This is a genomic window from Bacillus sp. JUb11 (assembly GCF_024807925.1).
Lineage (GTDB): Bacteria > Bacillota > Bacilli > Bacillales > Bacillaceae > Bacillus > Bacillus altitudinis.
This window is the reverse complement of sequence record NZ_JANUEZ010000001.1, coordinates 556533-578838: the sequence shown is the minus strand read 5'-3', so window position 1 is coordinate 578838 and position 22306 is coordinate 556533. Positions and strand designations below refer to the sequence as shown.

26 protein-coding genes and 2 riboswitches are annotated in these 22306 nt (G+C 40.6%); of the genes, 3 read left to right on the top strand and 23 right to left on the bottom strand.

Going from position 1 to position 22306, the window contains the following annotated elements:
* Positions 1–122: 122 nt before the first annotated feature.
* Positions 123–704 carry a riboflavin transporter FmnP gene (gene fmnP, locus M2369_RS03050; RefSeq protein WP_008344490.1) on the bottom strand — a complete coding sequence of 194 codons (582 nt, stop codon included), beginning with the start codon at positions 702–704 and terminating at the stop codon, positions 123–125.
* A gap of 149 nt (positions 705–853) precedes the next feature.
* Positions 854–986: riboswitch (FMN riboswitch) on the bottom strand.
* A gap of 287 nt (positions 987–1273) precedes the next feature.
* Between fmnP and serA the strand changes: the two genes are divergently transcribed.
* Positions 1274–2848 (top strand): phosphoglycerate dehydrogenase, encoded by a 1575-nt coding sequence (gene serA, locus M2369_RS03045; protein WP_039165785.1) that lies wholly within the window; start codon positions 1274–1276, stop codon positions 2846–2848.
* A gap of 32 nt (positions 2849–2880) precedes the next feature.
* Here the strand turns inward: serA and M2369_RS03040 are convergent, their stop codons facing one another.
* The 15 genes from M2369_RS03040 to M2369_RS02970 form a co-directional block, all read right to left on the bottom strand.
* Positions 2881–3528, bottom strand: a complete 648-nt coding sequence (locus M2369_RS03040) for a M23 family metallopeptidase (protein ID WP_024718917.1) — start codon at positions 3526–3528, stop codon at positions 2881–2883.
* Between the two features lie 100 nt (positions 3529–3628).
* Positions 3629–4735: a hypothetical protein gene (locus tag M2369_RS03035; RefSeq protein WP_017367519.1), complete on the bottom strand. Its 1107-nt coding sequence runs from the start codon at positions 4733–4735 to the stop codon at positions 3629–3631.
* Complete coding sequence (gene sigX, locus M2369_RS03030) at positions 4695–5255, bottom strand: RNA polymerase sigma factor SigX (protein ID WP_007501006.1); 561 nt, start codon at positions 5253–5255, stop codon at positions 4695–4697. The genes M2369_RS03035 and sigX overlap by 41 nt, the downstream gene beginning before the upstream one ends.
* Before the next feature lie 202 nt (positions 5256–5457).
* The gene (locus tag M2369_RS03025) at positions 5458–7239 is read right to left on the bottom strand and encodes an ATP-binding protein (protein ID WP_024718919.1); all 1782 of its coding nucleotides are present in this window, start codon (positions 7237–7239) and stop codon (positions 5458–5460) included.
* A complete protein-coding gene (locus tag M2369_RS03020) occupies positions 7236–7958 on the bottom strand; it encodes a response regulator transcription factor (RefSeq protein ID WP_003215596.1) in 723 nt (240 codons plus the stop codon). Before M2369_RS03020 ends, M2369_RS03025 begins: the two co-directional genes overlap by 4 nt.
* Positions 7959–8044: 86 nt before the next feature.
* Positions 8045–9223, bottom strand: coding sequence for a c-type cytochrome biogenesis protein CcsB (gene ccsB / locus M2369_RS03015; protein WP_144679400.1), 1179 nt, complete (start codon positions 9221–9223; stop codon positions 8045–8047).
* Positions 9207–10886: a cytochrome c biogenesis protein ResB gene (gene resB, locus M2369_RS03010; protein WP_173408101.1), complete on the bottom strand. Its 1680-nt coding sequence runs from the start codon at positions 10884–10886 to the stop codon at positions 9207–9209. The genes ccsB and resB overlap by 17 nt, the downstream gene beginning before the upstream one ends.
* Position 10887: 1 nt before the next feature.
* Positions 10888–11418 (bottom strand): thiol-disulfide oxidoreductase ResA, encoded by a 531-nt coding sequence (gene resA, locus M2369_RS03005; RefSeq protein WP_017359780.1) that lies wholly within the window; start codon positions 11416–11418, stop codon positions 10888–10890.
* A 90-nt stretch (positions 11419–11508) separates the two neighbouring features.
* Entirely contained in the window at positions 11509–12243 is a 735-nt protein-coding gene (gene rluB, locus M2369_RS03000; protein WP_008344472.1) for a 23S rRNA pseudouridine(2605) synthase RluB, read from the bottom strand.
* 134 nt (positions 12244–12377) lie between these two features.
* Positions 12378–12914 carry a spore maturation protein gene (locus M2369_RS02995; RefSeq protein ID WP_039165799.1) on the bottom strand — a complete coding sequence of 179 codons (537 nt, stop codon included), beginning with the start codon at positions 12912–12914 and terminating at the stop codon, positions 12378–12380.
* A 4-nt stretch (positions 12915–12918) separates the two neighbouring features.
* Positions 12919–13506 (bottom strand): nucleoside recognition domain-containing protein, encoded by a 588-nt coding sequence (locus M2369_RS02990; protein ID WP_007501015.1) that lies wholly within the window; start codon positions 13504–13506, stop codon positions 12919–12921.
* Entirely contained in the window at positions 13494–14645 is a 1152-nt protein-coding gene (locus M2369_RS02985) for a D-alanyl-D-alanine carboxypeptidase family protein (protein WP_017367523.1), read from the bottom strand. The genes M2369_RS02990 and M2369_RS02985 overlap by 13 nt, the downstream gene beginning before the upstream one ends.
* Positions 14646–14755: 110 nt before the next feature.
* On the bottom strand, positions 14756–15235 hold the full coding sequence (locus M2369_RS02980; RefSeq protein ID WP_024718922.1) for a YpuI family protein: 480 nt from the start codon (positions 15233–15235) through the stop codon (positions 14756–14758).
* Positions 15236–15348: 113 nt separating this feature from the next.
* The gene (gene scpB, locus M2369_RS02975) at positions 15349–15942 is read right to left on the bottom strand and encodes an SMC-Scp complex subunit ScpB (RefSeq protein ID WP_008344462.1); all 594 of its coding nucleotides are present in this window, start codon (positions 15940–15942) and stop codon (positions 15349–15351) included.
* Positions 15932–16690 carry a segregation/condensation protein A gene (locus tag M2369_RS02970; protein WP_007501021.1) on the bottom strand — a complete coding sequence of 253 codons (759 nt, stop codon included), beginning with the start codon at positions 16688–16690 and terminating at the stop codon, positions 15932–15934. The genes scpB and M2369_RS02970 overlap by 11 nt, the downstream gene beginning before the upstream one ends.
* 210 nt (positions 16691–16900) lie before the next feature.
* Between M2369_RS02970 and M2369_RS02965 the strand changes: the two genes are divergently transcribed.
* Together M2369_RS02965 and M2369_RS02960 are read left to right on the top strand one after the other, a co-directional pair.
* Complete coding sequence (locus tag M2369_RS02965) at positions 16901–16993, top strand: YjcZ family sporulation protein (protein WP_008359694.1); 93 nt, start codon at positions 16901–16903, stop codon at positions 16991–16993.
* Between the two features lie 88 nt (positions 16994–17081).
* Complete coding sequence (locus M2369_RS02960; protein ID WP_138278693.1) at positions 17082–17606, top strand: DUF309 domain-containing protein; 525 nt, start codon at positions 17082–17084, stop codon at positions 17604–17606.
* Between the two features lie 220 nt (positions 17607–17826).
* On the opposite strand, the gene M2369_RS02955 is transcribed toward M2369_RS02960, so the two are convergent.
* From M2369_RS02955 to M2369_RS02925, 7 genes are all read right to left on the bottom strand, one after another.
* Complete coding sequence (locus tag M2369_RS02955) at positions 17827–18180, bottom strand: GNAT family N-acetyltransferase (protein ID WP_017359785.1); 354 nt, start codon at positions 18178–18180, stop codon at positions 17827–17829.
* 113 nt (positions 18181–18293) lie between these two features.
* Positions 18294–18758 carry a 6,7-dimethyl-8-ribityllumazine synthase gene (ribH, locus tag M2369_RS02950; RefSeq protein WP_007501031.1) on the bottom strand — a complete coding sequence of 155 codons (465 nt, stop codon included), beginning with the start codon at positions 18756–18758 and terminating at the stop codon, positions 18294–18296.
* 26 nt (positions 18759–18784) lie between these two features.
* The gene (gene ribB / locus M2369_RS02945) at positions 18785–19408 is read right to left on the bottom strand and encodes a 3,4-dihydroxy-2-butanone-4-phosphate synthase (protein ID WP_017359786.1); all 624 of its coding nucleotides are present in this window, start codon (positions 19406–19408) and stop codon (positions 18785–18787) included.
* Positions 19409–19419: 11 nt separating this feature from the next.
* Complete coding sequence (ribE, locus tag M2369_RS02940) at positions 19420–20070, bottom strand: riboflavin synthase (RefSeq protein WP_138278694.1); 651 nt, start codon at positions 20068–20070, stop codon at positions 19420–19422.
* Between the two features lie 252 nt (positions 20071–20322).
* Positions 20323–20464, bottom strand: a riboswitch (FMN riboswitch).
* A 113-nt stretch (positions 20465–20577) separates the two neighbouring features.
* Positions 20578–20922: a hypothetical protein gene (locus tag M2369_RS02935; protein ID WP_008344451.1), complete on the bottom strand. Its 345-nt coding sequence runs from the start codon at positions 20920–20922 to the stop codon at positions 20578–20580.
* Positions 20923–21153: 231 nt separating this feature from the next.
* Positions 21154–21390, bottom strand: coding sequence for a DUF2164 domain-containing protein (locus tag M2369_RS02930; protein ID WP_017359788.1), 237 nt, complete (start codon positions 21388–21390; stop codon positions 21154–21156).
* Positions 21391–21590: 200 nt separating this feature from the next.
* Positions 21591–22172: a TetR/AcrR family transcriptional regulator gene (locus tag M2369_RS02925; RefSeq protein WP_249856009.1), complete on the bottom strand. Its 582-nt coding sequence runs from the start codon at positions 22170–22172 to the stop codon at positions 21591–21593.
* Positions 22173–22306 lie beyond the last annotated feature (134 nt).

Genomic DNA, 22306 nt, shown 5'->3' with positions numbered 1-22306 from the left:
TGTGTGGGAGGCCTTTTTCATTCAATCTCATCCATCATCATTACGATGAAAATAAAAAAGATTGTAGAAAAACATGAGTTTCTCTACAATCTGAGCCCCTTTAAAAGGGGCTTTTTTTTATATTAACTATTTTGAAGTCGGCGTTTATTTTCAAACCATGGACGCATTTTGACAAAAATGAAACTAAAGACGATGGTGATGATGATTCCTTTAATCAGGTTAAAAGGCAAGATCCCTGCTGTAATGGTTGCCTTTAGCACATGATCTGACAGGACGGGTGCATTCAAAAACCATGTATAAGCAGGAAGGAACAAGAAATAGTTTAAGATGCTCATCATGACTGTCATGAGTAATGTTCCGAGAATCATGGACCACGCTAACCCTCTTGCTGATTTAATCTTTTTAAAAATAAAAGCCACCGGTAAGATGAATAGTACACCTGCTGTAAAATTCGCTACTTGATCCACAGGAACACCGGACATGCTACCATGAATGAGGTAGTGCAATAGATTCTTTAAAGCTTCAACAGCAATCCCAGCACCTGGCCCATAAATTAAAATCGCAATAATCGCAGGAATGTCACTAAAATCAATTTTTAAATACCCAGGAAGCCCAGGGAAAGGGAAATTCAATAACATTAATACAAATGCGATACTGCTAAGCATGCTGATGACAACTAAACGTTTTACTTTACTTTGATTCAATATTCTCTCTCCTTTTCGATCAAATCTTTCGAAAAGAGGATTGTTCAATTTTAGCCACAAAAAAACCGCTCTGAATACATACACAGGAGCGGGAAATTTAGGCTACACAAATAAACGTATAAACAGACATGTTTTCAACGTTTACGAACCTCCATCTTCTCCCATCCAGACTATACTGTCGGCTTCGGAATCACACCGAATCCTGCCAAAAAAGGCTCGCGGGCTTAGAGACTATGCCTCATCACCGCCGGTAGGGAATTACACCCTGCCCCGAAGATTGATCATTATTCAATTCGACATCATTATATATGATATATGAGCATTTGTACAGATAAAAATCCTGAGCAAATTCATCAGTTTTAAGAAATCGTAAAAAACCTAAAATTTATAATGACAAATGCGTTAAAATTGGTTATCTTTTGTTTAAAGGTGTCCATTCTCGATCAAGACACTAAAAAATGTTCGTGTTTTCTTTTTCGCTTTACTGCTTTAATTTGATTGACACAGTGAAAAGGAATATGGTAAATTATCAGATATTTATGACGTTTATTTTAGGAGGAAATCTTACGATGTTTCGAGTATTAGTCTCAGATAAGATGAGCAATGATGGTCTTTTACCACTATTAGAATCAGATTTTGTTGAAATTGTTCAAAAAAATGTAACAGAAGCAGAAGATGAATTACACACGTTTGATGCCTTACTTGTCAGAAGTGCCACAAAAGTGACAAAAGAACTTTATGAAAAAATGACTTCATTAAAAATTGTTGGCCGTGCCGGTGTGGGAGTCGACAACATTGACATTGATGAAGCGACAAAACACGGTGTGATTGTCATCAATGCGCCAAATGGGAATACGATTTCAACGGCAGAGCATACGTTTGCGATGATCTCATCTCTCATGCGTCATATTCCTCAAGCCAATATTTCTGTGAAATCAAAAGAATGGAACAGAGGCGCATATGTTGGTGCTGAGCTTTACGGAAAATCTCTTGGGATTGTTGGCTTAGGCAGAATTGGAAGTGAAATCGCCCAGCGTGCAAGAGCATTTGGCATGACGGTCAACGTATTTGACCCTTTCCTCACAAAAGAACGTGCCGAAAAAATTGGTGTCAATGCAAAATCACTTGATGAAGTGCTTGAAGTATCAGATATTATTACGGTACATACACCTTTAACAAAAGAAACTAGAGGACTTCTCAATAAAGAAACAATCGCAAAAACGAAAAAAGGTGTTCGTCTAGTGAACTGTGCACGCGGCGGCATCATTGACGAACGAGACCTTCTTGAAGCACTTGAAAATGGTCATGTCGCAGGGGCTGCACTCGATGTATTTGAAGTAGAACCACCTACTGATAATCCACTTGTGGATCATCCAAACGTCATTGCCACTCCGCATCTTGGTGCATCTACAAAAGAAGCACAATTAAATGTGGCGGCACAAGTCTCTGAAGAAGTTCTTCAATTTGCAAAAGGACTCCCGGTCATGTCATCTATTAATCTACCAGCGATGACAAAAGACGAGTTCAAAAAAATCCAGCCTTATCATCAATTTGCGGGAAAACTTGGACGTCTTGTTTCTCAATCGATGAGAGAACCTGTAAAAGAAGTCAGCATTTCATATGAAGGATCTATCGCAAAACTCGAAACATCATTTATTACTAAAAGTCTGCTTTCTGGCTTTTTGAAAGAGCGCGTCGATTCGACTGTAAATGAAGTCAATGCAGGTATGGTGGCAAAAGAACGCGGCATTAGCTTTAGCGAGAAAATTTCTTCAAGCGAATCTGGCTATGAGAACAGCATTTCCATTGAAGTCAAAGGTGACCTTTCCACCTTTACATTAAAAGCAACGTATATCCCGCATCTAGGTGAACGTGTCGTTTCTATTAATGGTTTCAATATTGACTTTTACCCAGATGGGCACCTTGTCTATATTCAGCATACTGACGCACCTGGTGTGATCGGTCAAGTTGGAAAGATTTTAGGCGACCACGATGTGAACATTGCGACAATGCAAGTAGGCCGTAAAGAAAAAGGCGGCGAAGCCATCATGATGCTATCTTTTGACAAGCACCTTGAAGATGAAATTGTCCAAACGTTAACTGAAGTAAGCGATATTCTTTCTGTACGTCTGATTGACCTATAAAAAATGGTAAACCTCATGCAAAAGCATGAGGTTTATTTTGTTGAAACGATTAAACGTTCACCCGTACGTATGAGATGCGTTGTCAGTGCATTGATTTTCTTCAATTGATCAACGGTCATTTGATGTGCTTTAGCAATGGACCAGAGCGTGTCCCCTTGTTGTATGACATATGTATGTTTCTCATAGCCATCTACATGAAGGGCTGGCTCTTGGAAACGATCTCTTGCAATGATTGTGAGCGGATCTACTGCATCTTCTTTACTAACTGACCAATGACCCCTGTGCACCTCAAAATGCAAATGAGTGCCCCTAGAAGCGCCTGTGTTGCCTATGATGCCGATCGGCTGCCCTGTTTGTACATGGTCACCATTCTTCACAAAACGCGCATTTAAATGCGCATAGACGGTTTCATATCCATTTGGATGCCGAATAAATACAACTTCACCATATGTAGCAGATACATAGGAACGAGTGACCACACCTTCGCTAGCAGCCAAAATGGATTCTCCTTCCGGTGCAGCAATGTCTAACCCCTTATGCGAACCCCCTCTTGTCCCAAACAAATCAGTGACTTCACCTCTGATTGGTTCCACCCACTCGGTTGTTTTCTCTGCACGGGCAAACGGTGATAAGGTCAAGAACAAGAAACAGCTAGCACATATGTAGCAATACCTTTTCATCAGTGACTTCCCTTCTTTGAAGTTCTTTTCATGACAGCATAGTATACCTCAAGGAAGCCCTTTTCTATACATGAAAAAAGAACGCAATAAGTTGCGTCCTTTAGCGTTCTTTGATAACAACTGGGTTTGGCAGTGCCGGTACCTCTAGCGGTTCTTTTAATTCATATGGGCCTACTTGATCTGTTCCTGCATTTTGTATCGTGACATCTGTAAAACCGAAATCTTTCGCTGTGAGCAGCAGTCCTTCAATAAGTAAAATATGATCAATTGAGTCCGTTAATTGTGCTGATGCTCCAAACGTGATGGTTGCATGTTTTCCTTTTGATGTCACCTTTTGAATAGGCTCTTCTTTAATGAGTGGATCGAGTCCTGCATCATTCGCCCGCTTCATCGCCTCTACCGCATCTTTATAAGAAGGGTAATCATCTTTTGACGGCACCAAAAATGTCCCGCTCTTATTTTCTAAAACGTAGTAAGCGTGCTTTGTTTGTTTATTAATTGAAATGGTACCAAGACGGCCATTCGTCCCTAATTGAAGGTGCGAGCCATTGACAGACTTGACCTGTACTTGTTTATATTGGCTCCATTTTAACGTTTCTTTGACCATGTCTTTAAAACGATTGGCTTCTTTTAATGTATCAAGAGACAAATCATTTTTCAGCTGAAAAATCAGCGTGTCCCCTTTTTCACTCACATCCACCATATCCATATAGGCTTGAAGAGGTTTTGTCATTTCAGGCAGCTCCAGTTTTTCATATGTATCAAGAAGCGCCTGCACATCGTCATGCTTATTTTCTTTTTGAATACTGATTGGGACAACTTGAGAAGTCGATTCATCTATGTATGAAATCGTCATATACTTTTCTTTGTCAGATGCGTAAGCAACATGTGAAGGATCATTTGTGTTTTTTACCGCCTCTAATGTAGCATTCACCTGTCCTTTTTCAGCACTCGAGTCCATTTTCACTTTCTTTATATCTTGAGCAGCCGGCTGAAATAAATGAGGAGAAATCAAAAACGCCATAAATAAGACCACAACGGTTGCGACCGCTGGACCGATCCATCTGGCACTTTTCTTTTTCTTCCCGCTTGCCATCAGCATTTGCTGGTAAATCTGCTTAGATGAACGGTTGTCCTCCACCTTTGGAAGCTGACTGAGTAATACTTTAATTCGTTCTTCGCTCCAATTGGACCTGTTCGTTTTCATTCACTAGCTCCTCCTTCAAAAGCTCCATATGTTTTCGGAGCACTTTCAGGCCTCGGTGCTGCGTTGTTTTGACTTTGCTTTCCGAGAACTTTAGCGCCTTGGCCGTCTCCATGATTGAGTAGCCTTGGATAAACCTTAAAATGATGACGGCTCGTTGATCAATGGTGCAATGATCAAGTGCGGCATAAATTTCTTTGATATTTTCATCCTGTACAGCCAATTCATCTGGGAGCAGGTCTGGATCTTTTACATCCTGTTTATCCCAATCAAACGTGCCGAGCACCCGTTGTCTGATGGTTTGCTGTTTGCGAAACCAGTCAATTGCCACATGCCTTGCAATTGAAAACAGCCATGTTTTCTCGCTGCTTCTTCCTTCAAAAGTTTTATATGAGTGAAGTACCCGAATGTAAACCTCCTGCACGAGATCCTCTGCCTGATTTTTATCTTTTACCATATAAAATAAAAATTGGTACAAATCTTGATGGTACGAATCATATATTTTTTGAAAGGTTTCATGCATTGGAAACCCCTCCGTTCACTTATTTTTGTCGAGTGACTCTCACAAAACGTTACATTACAACTTTATGACAAATATATTACAAGATCGACAATTTGGAAAGGGCTTTTAGTTTAACTTCTCCTTAAAAATATGAAAATAGAAAAAACACTTCATTTTCTTTCGAAAAGAAGTGTTTCTCATGTAACAAGATTCTTCGTCAAGATTAGACGAGTTCCTGCTTTTTTTTCGGAATATAGAAAGTGAAGTGAGTACCTGTTCCAGCTTTACTATGTGCATGAATGGAGCCTTGATGCGCTTCTACGATGTTCTTCACAATCGCAAGGCCCAGCCCCGTACCGGAACGTCCTCTTGTTCTTGCTTTATCTGCTTTATAAAACCGTTCAAAAATAAACGGGAGATCCTCTTCAGGAATGCCGCTTCCCGAATCTTTCACATCCATCTTGAGCCCATTTTCCACCGATTGAACTGAGAAGTGAACTTCTCCGCCTTCTGGTGTATGACGAATGGCATTATCGATGAGATTTGTAAAAACCTGTTCTATTTTATCTGGATCAAATACAAAATACGGTTCTTCTACTTGAATTTCATACGTCAGGTTGATTTGTTTTTCTTTCGCAATTCCAAGGAATTTACGGTAGATTTTTTCAGTCAGCTCTTCTGTATCAGTTGATTCAAGATTCAGTGTAATATGACCAGCTTCCATACGTGCGAGATCGAGAAGATCATTCACAAGACGACCCATTCGAAGTGATTCATCATAGATAATTTGGGCAATCTCTTTCTTTTCCTCTTCTGATCCGGCAATGTCATCGACAATCGCTTCACTATAGCCCTGAAGCATAGCAATAGGTGTACGAAGTTCATGACTGACATTTGCAATGAAGTCTTTTCTTAGCTTATCCAGTCTTCTCTCTTCTGTCATATCGCGAAGTACCGCTACCGCCCCTCTGACATCTTGCTGGTTATAAAGCGGAGACATGAGAAGAACCCAAGTACGCCCTTGCAGCGTGACTTCGATCATTTGCTCTTTTTCCGTACTGACGGCAGTATGAAACAACTCACGTGCTTCTGGCGGCAGTTCATCCCCATCTTTGATCTTCATATTTTGCTCGTAATACCAAGCCTGCAAAAATCTTTCTGCAGGAGGGTTTGTCATGAGGATCGTTCCATCAATATTGATCGTGATGACACCGTCTGCCATACTGCTGAGAATGTTGGACAAATGTTCTTTTTCTTGATTTAAAGCGGTTATATGAAATTTAAGCTGCTTACCCATTTGATTAAAGGCGATCGCCAGTTCCCCAATTTCGTCTTGCGTTAAAATAGGAATCTTTGTATCAAATTTCCCTTTCGCCAAATCTTGTGCTCCCTCTCTCATCTTTCTGAGAGGATAGGTGACACGAGTGGATAAGAAGAAAGCGAAAATCGTGGTGAGCACAATCGCAATTCCGGCTGCGAGGAAGATATAACGCGTCGTATGTTTTGTTGTCTGCTCTACTGCGAGGAGGGATTGAGAAAGAAAGACCATCCCTTTCTTTCCGTTCGCCTCGTAAGGAACACCTACTACAATGCGCTCATCCTTCTGATTGCCTGTATCAGATTCAGCTCGTTTACTGATTTTTTTTCGTTCTGTCAGTGCCCTGTTCAAATCTTTGTCTGCTTCAATTTGTTCTTTTGTGATCGCAGGAAGCTTCCCGCCTTTTTCAGACGAATACCATTCTAGTCCATCCTCTTGAACAATCGCGATACTTGTCAATTTATCAGCTAGTTCTGATGTAATCGATCTTGCAAGCGATTGATCCTCATGGCTTTCTAAAATGACTGCTACTTTGTTGGCCATTTGTGTTAAATCAGACTTTGCTTCTTCCACATGGTAATTCTCAATGAACTCTAAAAGAAGCACAGTTAAAATCGATAAAACAATGAGCACGAGGAAAAGAATGGTTAACCATAGCTTTCCTACGACACTTTTCCACAGCTTCATTCAGCGCCGACCTCAAATTTGTACCCGACACCCCATACTGTCACGATTTTTTTCGCTGCTTCTGGTGACACTTTATTTAGTTTTTCGCGAAGCCTTTTGACGTGAGTATCCACTGTTCTCAGATCCCCAAAGAATTCATACTGCCACACTTCTTTGAGAAGCTTTTCCCTGTCATAGACCTTATCCGGCGTTTTTGCCAAGAAGTACAAAAGTTCGTATTCTTTCGGCGTGAGGCTGACTTCTTTTCCATCTGCTGTGACCCGGTGTGCATCATGATCAATAGATAGATGAGAAAACACGAGAACATCTTTTGTGGTTGTTCCAGTATTAAGGTATGACGTTTGAGACGATCTTCTTAGCAGTGCTTTCACACGAAGAACCACTTCACGCGGGCTGAAAGGTTTGACGATATAATCATCCGTTCCTGCCTCAAAGCCTTGCACACGGTTAGCTTCCTCACCTTTTGCTGTCAGCATAATAATTGGTGTGGCTTTTTTATCTCGGATTTGATTACACACTTCAATCCCATCTGTCCCAGGCATCATTAAATCAAGCAAAATGAGGTCATAATCGGTTTGAAGTCCTTTTTGAATGGCTTCATCCCCATTTTCCGCTTCATCAATTTCATAATTTTCCCGTTCTAAATACATTTTTAAAAGGCGACGAATTCTTGCCTCATCATCGACGACTAATATTTTCGTTTGAGTTGTGTGTTCCATTAGACAATCCTCCTGCTTTCTCCGTTGTTACATACATTTTAACAAAAAGCCGAATCGAATCATAAAAGTTGGCCTTTTTCATGCGATTACGCGTAAGAATGAAGCCCCGCAATCACTAGGTTGACAAAGATGAGGTTAAACATAATGATCGCAAATCCGATTACAGCAAGCCAAGCGGACTTTTCACCATGCCAGCCTCGTGATAACCGAAGGTGGAGATAGGCGGCGTAAAATAAAAATGTAATTAAAGCCCATACTTCCTTCGGGTCCCATCCCCAGAATCTCGTCCATGCAATTTGTGCCCAGATCATCGCAAAAATAAGACCGCCTAACGCAAATACAGGGAATCCTATGGAAACAGCCCTGTACCCAATTTCATCGACTAAATCGAGATTCACCTGTCTTACGAGCGGCTGAAGCAGCGCACTTAGTCGTTTGCGAATGATCAATCTTAGCAGTCCATAAATAATCAGCCCAACGCCAAATGACCACAGCACTGTATTCACCTTTCTACCTGAAAAAACAGGCGGCAGATCAACCGCAGGCTCTAAACGATCTTTTGTGATAAGTTCTCCTTTATGAGGTCCTACTAAGGCAGGAAGCTCATAGACCATGACGCTCTCTTCTTTATTTTTATCTACCCAATTAAATTTCGCTTCATACCCTGTCATTCTAAAAATGGACGTGACAGCGATAAATGCAAGGGTGACCACAATCATAAACATGACCAGCTCTAAGCCAAAGGTTTTCTTCCCCGGTTTTGTTTGATCGACATGCTTCAAAAGAAAAATCACACCTGCCACAAAACTGATCGCCAAAATGGCTTGACCAAGCGCTGCTGTCGTGACGTGAATATATAGCCAATTACTTTGAAGCGAAGGAATCAACGGTGAAATATCCGATGGAAACATGCTTGCATAAGCAATGATTAATAAAGCGATTGGAAGTGTGAATAAACCTAGCACAGACACTTGATAGACAAAATATAAAATAATAAATGCGAGCACCAGCATCATGCCAAAGGCTGTGGTGAATTCAAACAGATTACTGACTGGTGCGTGACCAGACGCGATCCACCTTGAAATAAAATAGCCAAATTGACTCAAAAAACCGATGATGGTGAGCGTTATGCCGATAAGTGCCGCCTTGTTTTTGCGCGGACCCTCTTCTTTCTTTTTTCCTTTAATGGCCCCTCCAAAAAAAGGAACTGCCGCTAAATACAATAGAAAAGCTGCAAATAACAGGTTTTCACTGACTGCCGCCATCTAATCCTTCCCCCTTGCTTTTGCTGATACTTGTTGTATCAGGCAGTTCTTTTTGATCCACTGGCTGTTTGATGCCACTGCCATGCAGTAACACCTTGAGATCAGACTTTAAGCCGAACCAGTTTTTGTTTGTATGTCCTGCCACAAACACTTTTCCACCCTTTGCCGACAGCCAGATTCTTCTATGCTGCCAGTACATCCCTTGTACGACACCAATCATAAAGATCATTCCGCCAACAATAAGTACCCAGAGTGTTAAGTCTTTTCGAACCGTTAAACCTGTCACGTTTTTTGTTTCAACCCGGTCAAATTTCATTTTATAAAGATTGTTATCAGAACCCTCTACTGTCTCTTGAATCGCGACAAAACTTTTTTCACCTTTTGGTTTTTCAGGAGAGATCATTTCAAATACGAACGCAGGATTATTCGGATTCCTCGTTTTCGTACTAGGTGTGCCATCTTCGTCAAAATAAAAATCAGGCAAATAACTCATCACCTTGACTTTGTAACCGCTACCAAGATCATATTCTGACTTAGGCTCCAGCAGATTAATCTTCACTGTTCCGAAAGATTTCTCAGTATCTTTTCGAATCAGTTGAAAGACCATTTGATCGAGTTCATTTTGTTTAAAATCCACTTGATATAATGAGAAATTGTCAAACTTAAGCGGTTCATTCACTTTAATATCGTGTTCTGTTACCTGCTTCAGCTTTGGCTTTTCACCAAAAACAACTTCCCCTTCACGTTTGTATAAAACGGCATCGGTTTTATAACTTTTGACGACTTGACCATCGCCAGCCTTTTCAATAGCATTTTCAAAGACTTCTTTTTCTTTTTCAGATTCATAGCGGTCAATTGAGAACGCATTATTCTTTAAGAAGTATTGGCCTCCCGTCCCTGGGATTGGTGCCGTTTCGCCTTCTCTTACCCATAATGTTTCATCCACGTACATTCCCGGGACAAACCGAAGCATGGATCCAATGAGAAATATAATTAATCCAATATGATTGACGTAAGGTCCCCAGCGGGAAAAGCGGCCTTTTTCAGCTAAAATATGTCCATCTTCTTCTCTTACGCGGTAACGCTTTTGTTTCATCTTACTAACGATGCCTTCATATGTATGTTGATCTAATGTTTGATTTGTTTCACTGAAAAGACGCTGCCTTCTCATAAAGCCTTCTTTTTTGACAACCCCTTGATTTTTGAGTGCACGATAAAGTGGAATCACTCGATCAAGGCTGCAAATCACAAGGGAAATTCCGATAGATGCGACAAGGGCTAAAAACCACCAAGAATTATAAAGATCATGGAATCCAAGGATGTAATATAACTTGCCAAACGACCCATATTGCTCCTCATAATAAGTGGAAGCTGATGCACCTGGCGGAATAAACCGCTCCTGCGGAAAAATAGTTCCTAGCGAAGAAGCTAACAGTGTGATGACAATGAGCCACACACCCACTTTTACGGAAGAAAAAAAGTTCCATACTTTATCAACAATCGTTTTGTTGTATGTTTGCGAGCGTCTTGCACTGCCGTCATATCTCATATCAAGCAGTTTTGATGAATTTTTCTCTTTTACTGAAATGGGATTCCCGCATGATTCACATAGAACAGTACCGATTGGATTAATATGTCCACACTCGCACTTTACCTCTTTCATTCTATGACCCCTTTGGTTTAATCAAATTCATATATTCATAGACATTACGTTCTGTCATCGTCCCCTTTATGACTTTGATTACTTTGCCTTCAGGATTAATTAAAAATGTGGTTGGCAGCGGCGTAATATCATATGCCTCTGTCACTTGACGATCTTTGTCCATGGCAACAGGAAAATTCACGCCATAAGCATCCATAAAGTTCTTCACAGCAATATTGGATTCCCCCACATTCACGGCAACAATTTCGACACCGCGATCCTTGAACACTTCATACTGATTTGCCATATAAGGGAATTCCTGCTTACATGGACCGCACCATGTACCCCAAAAATTGAGAAAGACGCCTTTGCCTTTTAAGTCCTTTAATTCAATCCGTTCCCCATCTACCGATTGAAGGACAAAGTTCGGCGCAATAGATCCTTCTTTGATTTGATCCTGTTTGGCAAATACTGAGTTATACATCGTATAACACAGTGCAGCAAGCATCACGAGGAGAATGCCCGTCCGTATGAAAAATCGTCTTTTCTTCATCTGAAGTACCCCTTCCCCATAGACATTCAGGTAAATTATAGCATTCTCCTTCTTTTGATGCTTCTTCATTTTTTGAAGTTTATGTGAAAATTAAAAAGCGCTTTTCCCATGATCCGCAATCGCTCTTAGGCGTTTCACTTCATGCGGCGTCAATTCTCTGCGATCTCCTGGTCTCATGCCTTCAATATGAAGGAAAGCATATTGCTCTCTTTTGAGTTTTAGAACGTCGTGGCCGATTGCTTCAAACATACGGCGAACCTGTCTGTTTCTGCCTTCATGAATGGTTAATTGCACAATACATGTTTGCTTTCGTTTATCAATCGAAAGCATTTTGGCACGGGCAGGTGCTGTTTTTTTATGGTCTAACATGATTCCTTTTTCTAACTTTCTAAGCAATTCTTTTGAAGGGATGCCTTTTAGTTTCGCTGCATACGTTTTATCAATTTGATATTTCGGATGCATAAGCTTATGGGCAAATTCGCCATCATTTGTAATCAAAATTAAACCGCTCGTATCATAATCCAACCGGCCGATTGGATACAGACGCTGCGGAACATCATCAAAGAAGTCTGTCACGACTTTGCGTCCTTTATCATCCTCGGCAGCTGAAATGACGCCGCGCGGTTTATAAAGCATAAAGTAAACCGGTTCTTCTCTTTCAAGCTTTAAGCCATTGACTTCAATTTTATCTGAAGAGCCCACCTTTACTCCGAGCTCTGTCACTGTTTCACCATTAACGGTAACTCGTCCTTCTTTAATTAATTCTTCAGCCTTTCGTCTAGAAGCGACGCCGGCATGGGCAATTACTTTCTGTAAACGTTCCATTTGTCTTTCACCTCATGTACTATCTTACTTGCTTGGCTTGAAACAAACAAGCATTCGTGGAAAAATAAGCGTTTCATCTGTCTAATTTCAACAAAAAAGCTGTTTTCCATCCACGAAATAAAAAAAGCACCTGATTAGGCGCCGCTAAATAACAAACTGACGATAATAATCGATGCAATGATCCCAATCAGGTCTGCAAGCAGCCCCACTTTCAGTGCATCTCCCATTTTTTTAATACCAACTGCTCCAAAATAGACGGTTAAAACATAAAGGGTCGTATCCGTTGACCCTTGCATAACGGCGGCAAGCTTGCCGATAAAAGAGTCTGGACCATAAGTCGCAATTAAGTCTGATGTCATACCAAGCGCCGCTGTTCCTGATATAGGACGAATAAGCGCAAGCGGCACCACTTCTGTAGGAACACCAATCGCTGTAAACACAGGTTTCAATAATTCCATGACAAAATCAAGGGCACCTGATGCTCGGAAAATCGTAATGGCGACAAGCATACCGACTAAATATGGAATGATTGAAAAGGCAATTTGAATGCCTTCTTTCCCGCCTTCTACAAATGTTTCGTACGTCGGTACTTTTTTAATCGTCCCTGCAATCAATATTCCTGCGATGATCAGTGGAATCAAAGCAAGTGACAGCCAGTTAATAAATGCCACAAGATCACCCCCGCCTGCTTCTGCGATAGTGGAAATAGCGATCAATCATAATCGCACCGATACCTGAAATAAGTGTCGCCAAAATGGTTGGGCCTACAATATCTGTTGGCTGATCTGCGCCATAGGTCATACGAATGGCAATGACAGTCGTTGGCACAAGTGTGATAGAAGATGTATTGACTGCTAAAAACGTAATCATAGACCGGCTCGCCTCATTTTTTCCGCCATTTAATGCTTTCATCTGCTCCATCGCCTTAATCCCAAGTGGAGTGGCAGCATTGCCAAGGCCAAAGAAATTTGCCATGAGATTGGACAGAATATACCCCATCGCTGGATGATTCGCAGGAATCTCAGGAAATAGTTTTGAGATAAAGGGCCGGCATAATTTACTAAAGAAATGTAACAACCCCGCTTCTTCTGCGATCTTCATCAATCCTAGCCAGAATACAAGAACACTAATCAACCCAATTGAAATGGTGACCGCTTCTTTTGATCCTTTAAAGACCGCTTCATTCACTTCATGCATCGTTCCGTTAAACATTGCATAGACAAGACCGATGACCGTGAGGAATACCCAAATCAGATTGACCATGAAGATCCGCCTATCGATGTCTGAAAGACAGACTTAAACATTTCTTGAAAGCTTTTTTGGGGCATTCGGTTGCGTTTGTTTTCATAAAAAATGGGGACTTGCTCAATTACCTGACCATCCAGTAAGAACGTCATTTTCCCTACTACATCTGGGATCGCTTCTTTGTTTTTCTCCCATTTCTTTTCAGGCGTCAGCATTTCCGTTTCGATTTCCACTAGTTTTTTCTCATCCTCATTTAGTAAATAGTCCACATCCCGCTTAATAAACGCTTTTTTTTCGTAAAAAGTCCCTTTTAACGAAGCGAGCCTGCCTTTTTCAGCAAGCACATACGTTTTATAGTGATCAAATGCATACTCAAACATTGAGATATGATCCTTCCAGTCATCCGGTGCATTAATCGTCACAGCAATGAGCGCAGCATCTCCTTTTGCAGCTGTGGAGACAAGTGTGCGTTTTGCAAGTTTTGTATATCCTGTCTTCCCTCCAGTCGAATATTGATACAAACCCGTGAGCAGCTTGTTTTTATTTTTCCAATAACCCTCGATTGTTTTTGCTTTATAAAAGGTGGTACCGGCAATTTTTTGATATTGCTGATGCTTCATGGCGTACTTCGTTAAGATCGCCATATCATAAGCTGATGAATAATGGTTTTTATGATCATCGAGTCCATGCGGATTTTGAAAATTCGTATTCTCCATGCCTAGTTCAGAGGCCTTTTGGTTCATCATAAAAATAAACCCTTCTAAGCTGCCGCCAACATGTTCTGCAATGGCAACAGCTGCATCATTTCCAGAGCGCAGCATGAGCCCGTATGTCAAGTCTTCTAAACTCACCTTCTGTCCTTCCTTTAAATAAATCGAAGAACCTTCCGCTTGAATCGCACGTTTTGACACTTTGACCATGTCGTTCATTTTTCCTGATTCAATGGCTAATACAGCCGTCATAATTTTTGTGATACTGGCGATTCTTCTTTTTTCGTGCTCGTCCTTTCCAAATAGGACTCTGCCTGACTGTCCATCTATTAAAATGGCGCTTCTCGCACTCACCGATAATGAGACGTCTGCTTGAGCGTGTGAGGAAAAAGGCAGTAAGAGTGTTAATAGAAGAAGGACTGCTGTTCCAATTTTTAAATAGGGCATGTTCATTCACGTCCTTGTCCGTTTTGTACAAGTGTATGCGCGGCTGAAAAAGTTATGATGCCTCGTCCATAAAAAAAAGCAACTCTCATGTGAGAGTTGCCTTGTCTTCTTTATACCATTTTCATTTGCTGATGAGATGTTGTATATTCCAGCTCTTCTCTCATCGTTAAAAAATCTTTTTCTAATGAAGAAAACAAACGTTTGACCTCAGCCGATACTTCATGATGGAAAACAATGCAGCTTTTTCCTGTGTAGGCTGAACGGCTATTTTCATACCATGTATCCTTTTTTGGTGTAAAAAATTCTTCAATACATTGATGATAAATACGATGAAGCGTCTGCTGTGCGGCTTGCTGCGGGAATGTCTGCTGCTGCCTGATTTTCCTACAAACCGCCGCGGCATCCTCGCTATAAACTGCAAGCTTCCGCAATGTACTTAATATGTCACAATAATAGGCTTCCGCTTCCGGGTTTAATCGTTTCAAGCTTGATAAGGTAGCTTCGTTCAGAAAATCATTCACTTCAACTGCAACCTTTGATAAAAAAACGCCTGCTTGATCAACTTGAGCCTTTACATTCATATGTGCCATTTGTTTCGTGTTTACCTTCCCCTCATGGCTTTGTCACCATTTTATCTTTCAAATAAAGATTTTAGACCTAAAATCTTTTTTATATTTTATCATACATTTTTCCTTATTTTGAACTATTTTATCTCTTCAAATGTTTGATTGAAGTTTTCAAAAAAGAGATCAGCCTCTTCTTGTACCCCATCTGCTTCCACATTCTCTGGAAGTGGCGGCAATTCATCTAAGGCTTTTAAACCAAATTGCTCTAAAAAGGTAGGTGTTGTCCCATAAAGGATCGCTCGTCCCGGTCCATCGGCACGTCCTACTTCACAGAGCAGTGCTTTGGCAACTAAACTATGCAGCACTCGTTCTGATTTAACGCCTCTGATCTCCTCGACTTCGCTGCGTGTAATCGGTTGTTTATACGAGACAATGGCGAGCACTTCTAGCGCTGCCTGTGACAAACCTTTCGATGGTGTCTCTACTAATTTTTTTAAATATACGCTGTATTCTTTTTTCGTCAGCAGCATATATGAATCTGCATATTCAATGAGCTCAATTCCTCGTTCTTGTTTTTGATATTCTTCCTTTACGGCAGACATAATATCAAGCAACGCTGCCTCATCAACTTCAAGAACAGACATGAGCTGTTTTCTTGTTAAGCCTTCGTCACCTGCTGCATAAAGCAGCGCTTCTAAGATGGCTTTCCAATTCACGATATCAAGCGTCATGAATCGTTTCACTCCCTATGATATAAATATCTTCAAAGTTTCCTTCTTGCTCCAGCATGATTTGATGGCTTTTCATCAATTCGAGAACAGCAAGAAACGTCACGACAAGGTGTTCCTTTTGATCATGTTGAAATAAAGTCATGAAATTGGTTCGCTTTTTTGTTTTTCTTAAATGGTTCATAATCTCATTCATTTTGTCTTCAATCGGGATTTCTTGTCTTGTAATCTTTGATGGTGCTGGTTTTGTTATTTTTTTGCGGTTCAATACCTTTTGGAACGCACCTAACATATCATACACCGTGACATGTAAGTTTGTGTCCTTCGCTTCTGCTTCTTTTGCAAATTCACTTAAATCACTTGGTGGTTTTGTGAAGGCGTTTTGCCGCTCTTCTTCACGTTCCTTCAGTTCTTGCGCTGCATTTTTATACTTGCGGTATTCAATTAATTTGCCAATCAGCTCATCACGAGGGTCCTCTTCTTCTTCCATCAGGTCTTCATCAAACAGCTCTTCCTCTTGTTTTGGAAGAAGCATTCTGCTTTTAATGCTGAGGAGAGTTGCAGCCATCACCAAATACTCACTTGCAACATCGAGTTCAAGCTCCCTCATCGTGTGGACATATAATAAATACTGCTCCGTAATTTTAGCGACGGGAATATCATAAATATCAATTTCCAAACGGTTAATTAAATGTAAAAGCAAGTCCAAAGGACCCTCAAACGAATCTATTTTCACCTGATATTCCAGCATTCTTTTCTCACCATTTCTACTGTCTTCTAAGTACCGTTTTCATCGGCTAACCTTTAGTATAAGACACGATAAAGCTCTCGTCCAATATAATTTCGACCATGAGGCAGCAGGCAAAAAAAGAAAAACAGTGGATTCGCCCATACCAATGAGGGCATTTATACATAGAATACCATTGTAATCAGAACTGATGAAAAAGGAGGCCGTAACATTATGGGAGATGGTTATTACTTCGGCGGAGGATTTGCGCTTATTGTTGTGCTGTTCATCTTGCTGATCATCGTTGGCGCGGCTTGGGTTTATTAAAGAAACAGAGCGTCCTTTCATAAAGGGGCGCTCTTTCTTCTTTTCTTTTCGGTATGTTAGACTGATAGTGGAAAAGGAGATGACCGCTGTGTATCCTAAAGCGTACGTGGCTTTTTTACATGAATTTCATACGACAAGAGATTATTTTGAGTGTCATGAAATTCTTGAAGAATTTTGGAAAGAAGATCCTCCTCATCAGCGCAAAAAGTACTGGGTGGGTCTCATTCAGCTTGCTGTTGCTTTGTATCATCAAAGACGAGGAAATGGAAAAGGAGCAAAACGGCTGATTTCAAACAGCCTTCATATATTAGATTCGGACCGGAACGTACTAACAGAATTAGGTCTTGATGAAGAGGCATTTCTTTTACTGCTGAGAACACTGAAAAAGAAAATCGATGAAGACACGCCCTACGAAAGTGTGATGCTGCCAATCCGAGATGATACGCTTCTTTCTTTATGCCAAGAGATGGCGGAAAAAGAAGGCTTAACCTTCGGACAGGAGAGCAACTTATCCCATACATTCTTAATTGAAAAGCATAGACTGCGTGATCGGACGGACGTATTGCTTGAACGTGAAAAGCAGATGGAACGTAAAAAAAGCAGAGGCATATAACCTCTGCTCTAGCGTGTAGACAAACCCTCGCATTCGGTGTCAGTCCTGCGTGCCGGTGCTCACGAATATCGAATTCGCTCCAGTACTCGTCCTTCCTAGACTGCAAAGGTTTTCTATCACGCTGAAAAGGAAGACAAAGGGCTAAAATCAAGTTCATTTTAGCCCTTTGTCAACAATCTAAAGCAGAGGCATATAACCTCTGCTTTTACATGTGTGATATTTAGTTTGTTTCATTGTGACACTTATGAAAGAAGCCTTGCGTTAATTCATTTGGAATGAGTGTTTTCGTTTTGAATACTTCTTCCACGGCTAATACCATTTCCTTGCCGATGCCTTGGTCACGATGGGACGGATTGACACTAATATGTTCGATTTGTACTTGGTCGTCTGTTTTCAGCACACCAATCGCACCGACGATATCCTCACCATCTTTCCAAAGGAACAGCTGCCGATCTTCATCCATTTCATACGACTTTATCGTCTGCTGAAGCTGTTTGACGTCTTTCTCACCCGGCATAAAGGACAGGAGTCCCATGGCAATTTTTTCAAAAGACCTCTTGTAACGAATTAACATATATACCCCTCAATATTAAAATTATCCTATTCTCCAGCAAATGTCTTATGAATCACTTGCTCATCACACATTATAAACACTTTTAGGTTGTTTTTAAACTCTTTTTCATCAAATTAACGAAACGTTCGATTTAGGTTGGCCATTTCAATAGCAGCTGCAGCCGATTCACTGCCTTTATTTCCAGCCTTTGTACCGGCTCTTTCAATGGCTTGTTCAATAGATTCTGTTGTCAGTACACCAAAGATAATCGGCACCCCTGTTGAGATGGCACTTTGTGCGATTCCTTTAGCCGCTTCATTACAAACATAATCGTAATGTGATGTTGCCCCGCGAATCACGGTTCCAAGTGTAATGACTGCATCATATTTTTTTGTTTCTGCTAGTTTTTTTGCCATATACGGAATTTCAAAAGCCCCCGGCACCCACACGACATCAATATCGTCACCGTTTGCTCCGTGTCTGAGCAATGTATCTTCTGCTCCATCTAGCAATTTGCTTGTAATAAAATCATTAAATCTAGCGACGACGATTCCAAACTTTAATCCTTCTGCTACTACATTACCTTGTATTGTATTCATATGTTCATCATCCTTTTTTGTGATTTTTATTTTGTTTTCATTGTCGTTGTTTGCTTGTTTATATATGCCTGCAATGCTTCAATCGTCAGCATCTTTAAATCGTGTTCTTTTTGAATTTTTTGTAGTTCGGGTACGCGGGCCATGGTTCCATCTGCATTCATAATTTCACATATGACACCCGCTGGCACTGAACCCGCAAGTTTGGCAAGATCAACGGCCGCTTCTGTATGACCTGGTCTTTCTACTACGCCCCCCTCTTTCGCAATAAGAGGGAAAACATGACCTGGGCGGGCAAAATCTTCTGGTTTTGACTCTTTATTTAACATGGCCAAAATGGTCGTTGAGCGTTCAAAAGCACTTATACCAGTTGTCGTTGACGTATGGTCGATGCTCACTGTAAATGCTGTATGATGTGCATCCGTATTTCGCTCGACCATGGGATGCAGATCCAAGTGTTTCGCAATCGAGGCATGAACTGGTGTGCAAATAAGACCTCTTCCATGTAAAGCCATGAAGTTAATGACTTCCGGCGTTGCATGCTCAGCAAGTGCCACAAAGTCTCCTTCATTTTCTCTGTCTTCATCATCTACTACGATAATGATTTCTCCTCGTTTCAGGGCATTTACTGCCTCATCAACTGAATGATACATACAATCGCCTCCTAGAATCCGTGCTCTTTTAAAAATGATGGGGTTAATCGTGATGGCTGCTTTTCATTTTGCTCTTTTGTTAAAAAGCGATAAATGTATTTACCGATCATGTCACATTCAATATTTACTACATCCCCCATAGTTTTAGTCGGGAAAATAGTTCCTTCAAGCGTATGTGGAATGATAGAAACTGTCACATGAGCATCTCGCAAATCGAAAATAGTCAAGCTGACGCCGTCTATTGCGATCGATCCCTTTTTTGTGAGCATATCTGTGAGGGTCTTGTCCATTTTCAAATCATAGTAAATGGCATTACTCTTCTTTTCTACACGGGTAATCACAGCCGTTCCATCAACATGGCCTGAAACAAAATGACCGCCGAATCGTCCATTTGATGACATCGCTCGCTCTAAATTCACTTGGCTACCTGGTGCAAGCTGATCAAGTGATGTCGCTTTGACCGTCTCAGGCATCACATCTGCCGCAAACTGTTCTTTTGTGAAGCTTGTGACAGTGAGACAAACGCCATTGATGGCGATACTATCGCCTAGGTGAACATCTTCTAGTACACGACTGCACTTGATGATAATTTCCATGGCATCTGCGGATCTTTTGCTCAATGACTGGACTGTACCCACTTCTTCAATAATCCCCGTAAACATGTGATCCTCCCTTTCTCTTTCTTTTGTATTTCTCACTTTATGAAAAAGCGATGTTTGGGACATGTGATCGATTGAACACCTTCGTCGCTTTTTATGGTCCATACAAGGTAAATGAGGGATCACCTAATAAACACTGCATGCGATGACTATATTGACATACAGAAAGCCCCGGAAAAATTCCGGGGCTGTGGTTTTTTTGCATTAGAAATAAAACTATGATCAACACATATTTTTTGTTCATACATAGCTTTCGTTATCCTTCTCCCATCCAGACTTTCACTGTCGGCTTCAGCTTCTCACTGAATCAACCGTTAATAAATTAACGGGTCACGGGCTGTAAAGCATTTGCTTTATTACCGTCGGTCGGGATTTTCACCCTGCCCCGAAGGATACAATCGATATTTAGCTGTCCTTAGGGGCTATTATAGCGATCCTTGTGGTCAAATGCAACAATCAAGATTTATCACCTGTTCATAAAAAAAGCCTCCCTATAGGAAAGGAGACTTGTTAATTGACGACTTTTACTACTTTTATAAGACCGTCTATTCTTTTTTCATTACTAAAGTATGCTTTAATACGATCGCCTTTTTTCAGATCGGCCACATCATCTTCAAATTTCTTCCCATTAAAAATGATTTTCGTGCCATTTTTGGCTTGACCGTAATACTCATCACCATCAATTTTTGTAATGGTATATTCATAGATGGTGTAATCTTTATCATTATTCGTTAAACTTTCGCCAATGGCTGTTGGCACATCTTCAATTTTCATGCCATTCATGTATAAATAACCTGCGCCTAAACAAAGCAGTAAAACAAATAAGATTGCGATTTTTAATTTGATTTTCCCCATATTTAGAACCTCCATCATCTGCACTTCGCCTATTTGTATGTTCTATTCCTTCTTTTGATGAAATAAAACCAAAAAAGCTGATTTTCAATGGTTACTTATATAACGATTCAAGTGGACTTTTGGTTCCACCTTTTCATCATTACATATGATACGAATATGCGTTCTTTATTAAGGGGGTCTTTTTTCCTCTTTATCTGTTAGCAGGGTGAACAAGAAAGACGAGCTTTTTGATTATATTCTTTTCTCTAATGCGAATAGATCTTCCTCTAACAATTGAGATCTTTGAACAGCGATATTTCGGCTGTCACGAACCCCTTGATTATAATAGTAGCTTCCAAGATGTTTTGTGATAAATTCTAATATATTGATGGCTGCTAATTCACCAATCTCCTCTTCTCGTTCTTCAGCAAAGTAACGCTGAATGGCAATCATCATCTGGTTTTTTTCTTCTTTTGTTAATGGTTTCAAAGTATCTCCTGCTTTCTTTCAGCATGATCACACGCTTTTTAGATGTGCACTTTCACTTATTTTTAGAGCTACATATGGTGACACTCACGAATACGAATGTTTGTTCTCTTATCATATCACAAAAACGTGTCCATCACACCCTAAAAGAAAAAGCGTGTTTTAATCAATTGATCAAAATACGCTTTCTTTATATAGACTATTTATTTCAATATGGAAAGGATCGTCGCTACAGAATGATCTACAAATGAACGCTCTGGGCGAGATTTCATGAGAACTGTAAGTCCAATAAAAGAAACAACCAGCGCCTGTGCTAAGGCTTTGGCATTCAGACTGCTTTCGAGCTCACCCGAGCGAATACCTTGTACAATTTTTTCTTCAAAAATGACCGAAAGATACATCTGATGCTCTCTTGTGAGAATTTCAAATTTCTCTTCGTGGGGGGCAAGCTCGACTATTGTATTGATGCAGAAGCACCCTTTACTCGGCCCATGTCCATATTCCTCTGCTACTAATTCAGCAAATAATGTATGAAATGCTTCCTTTACAGATAGACTGTTTTGAAGTTTTGTTCGAATGTGGGCAGCATGCTGAGTTGTATATTTGCGTAATGCCGCTTCAAACAATTCCTCTTTATCACCGAACGCTGAGTATAAGCTTGGCCGCTGTATTCCCATTTTTGCAGTTAAGTCGCTTAATGTAGTGGCTCTGTACCCCTTCTCCCAAAAAAGCAACAAGGCCTCATCTAATGCTTTTTCCTCATCAAATTCCCGTTGTCGAACCATCATCAACCCTCATTTCTATCATAAAAACCTCTTCACTAAATCAATCATCTATTTCTTATAAGGATTTTTTACTCATCGGTACATTATCATTTTATTTTATTGACGTATCATTGTCAAATCGACTGCCCCTCTCA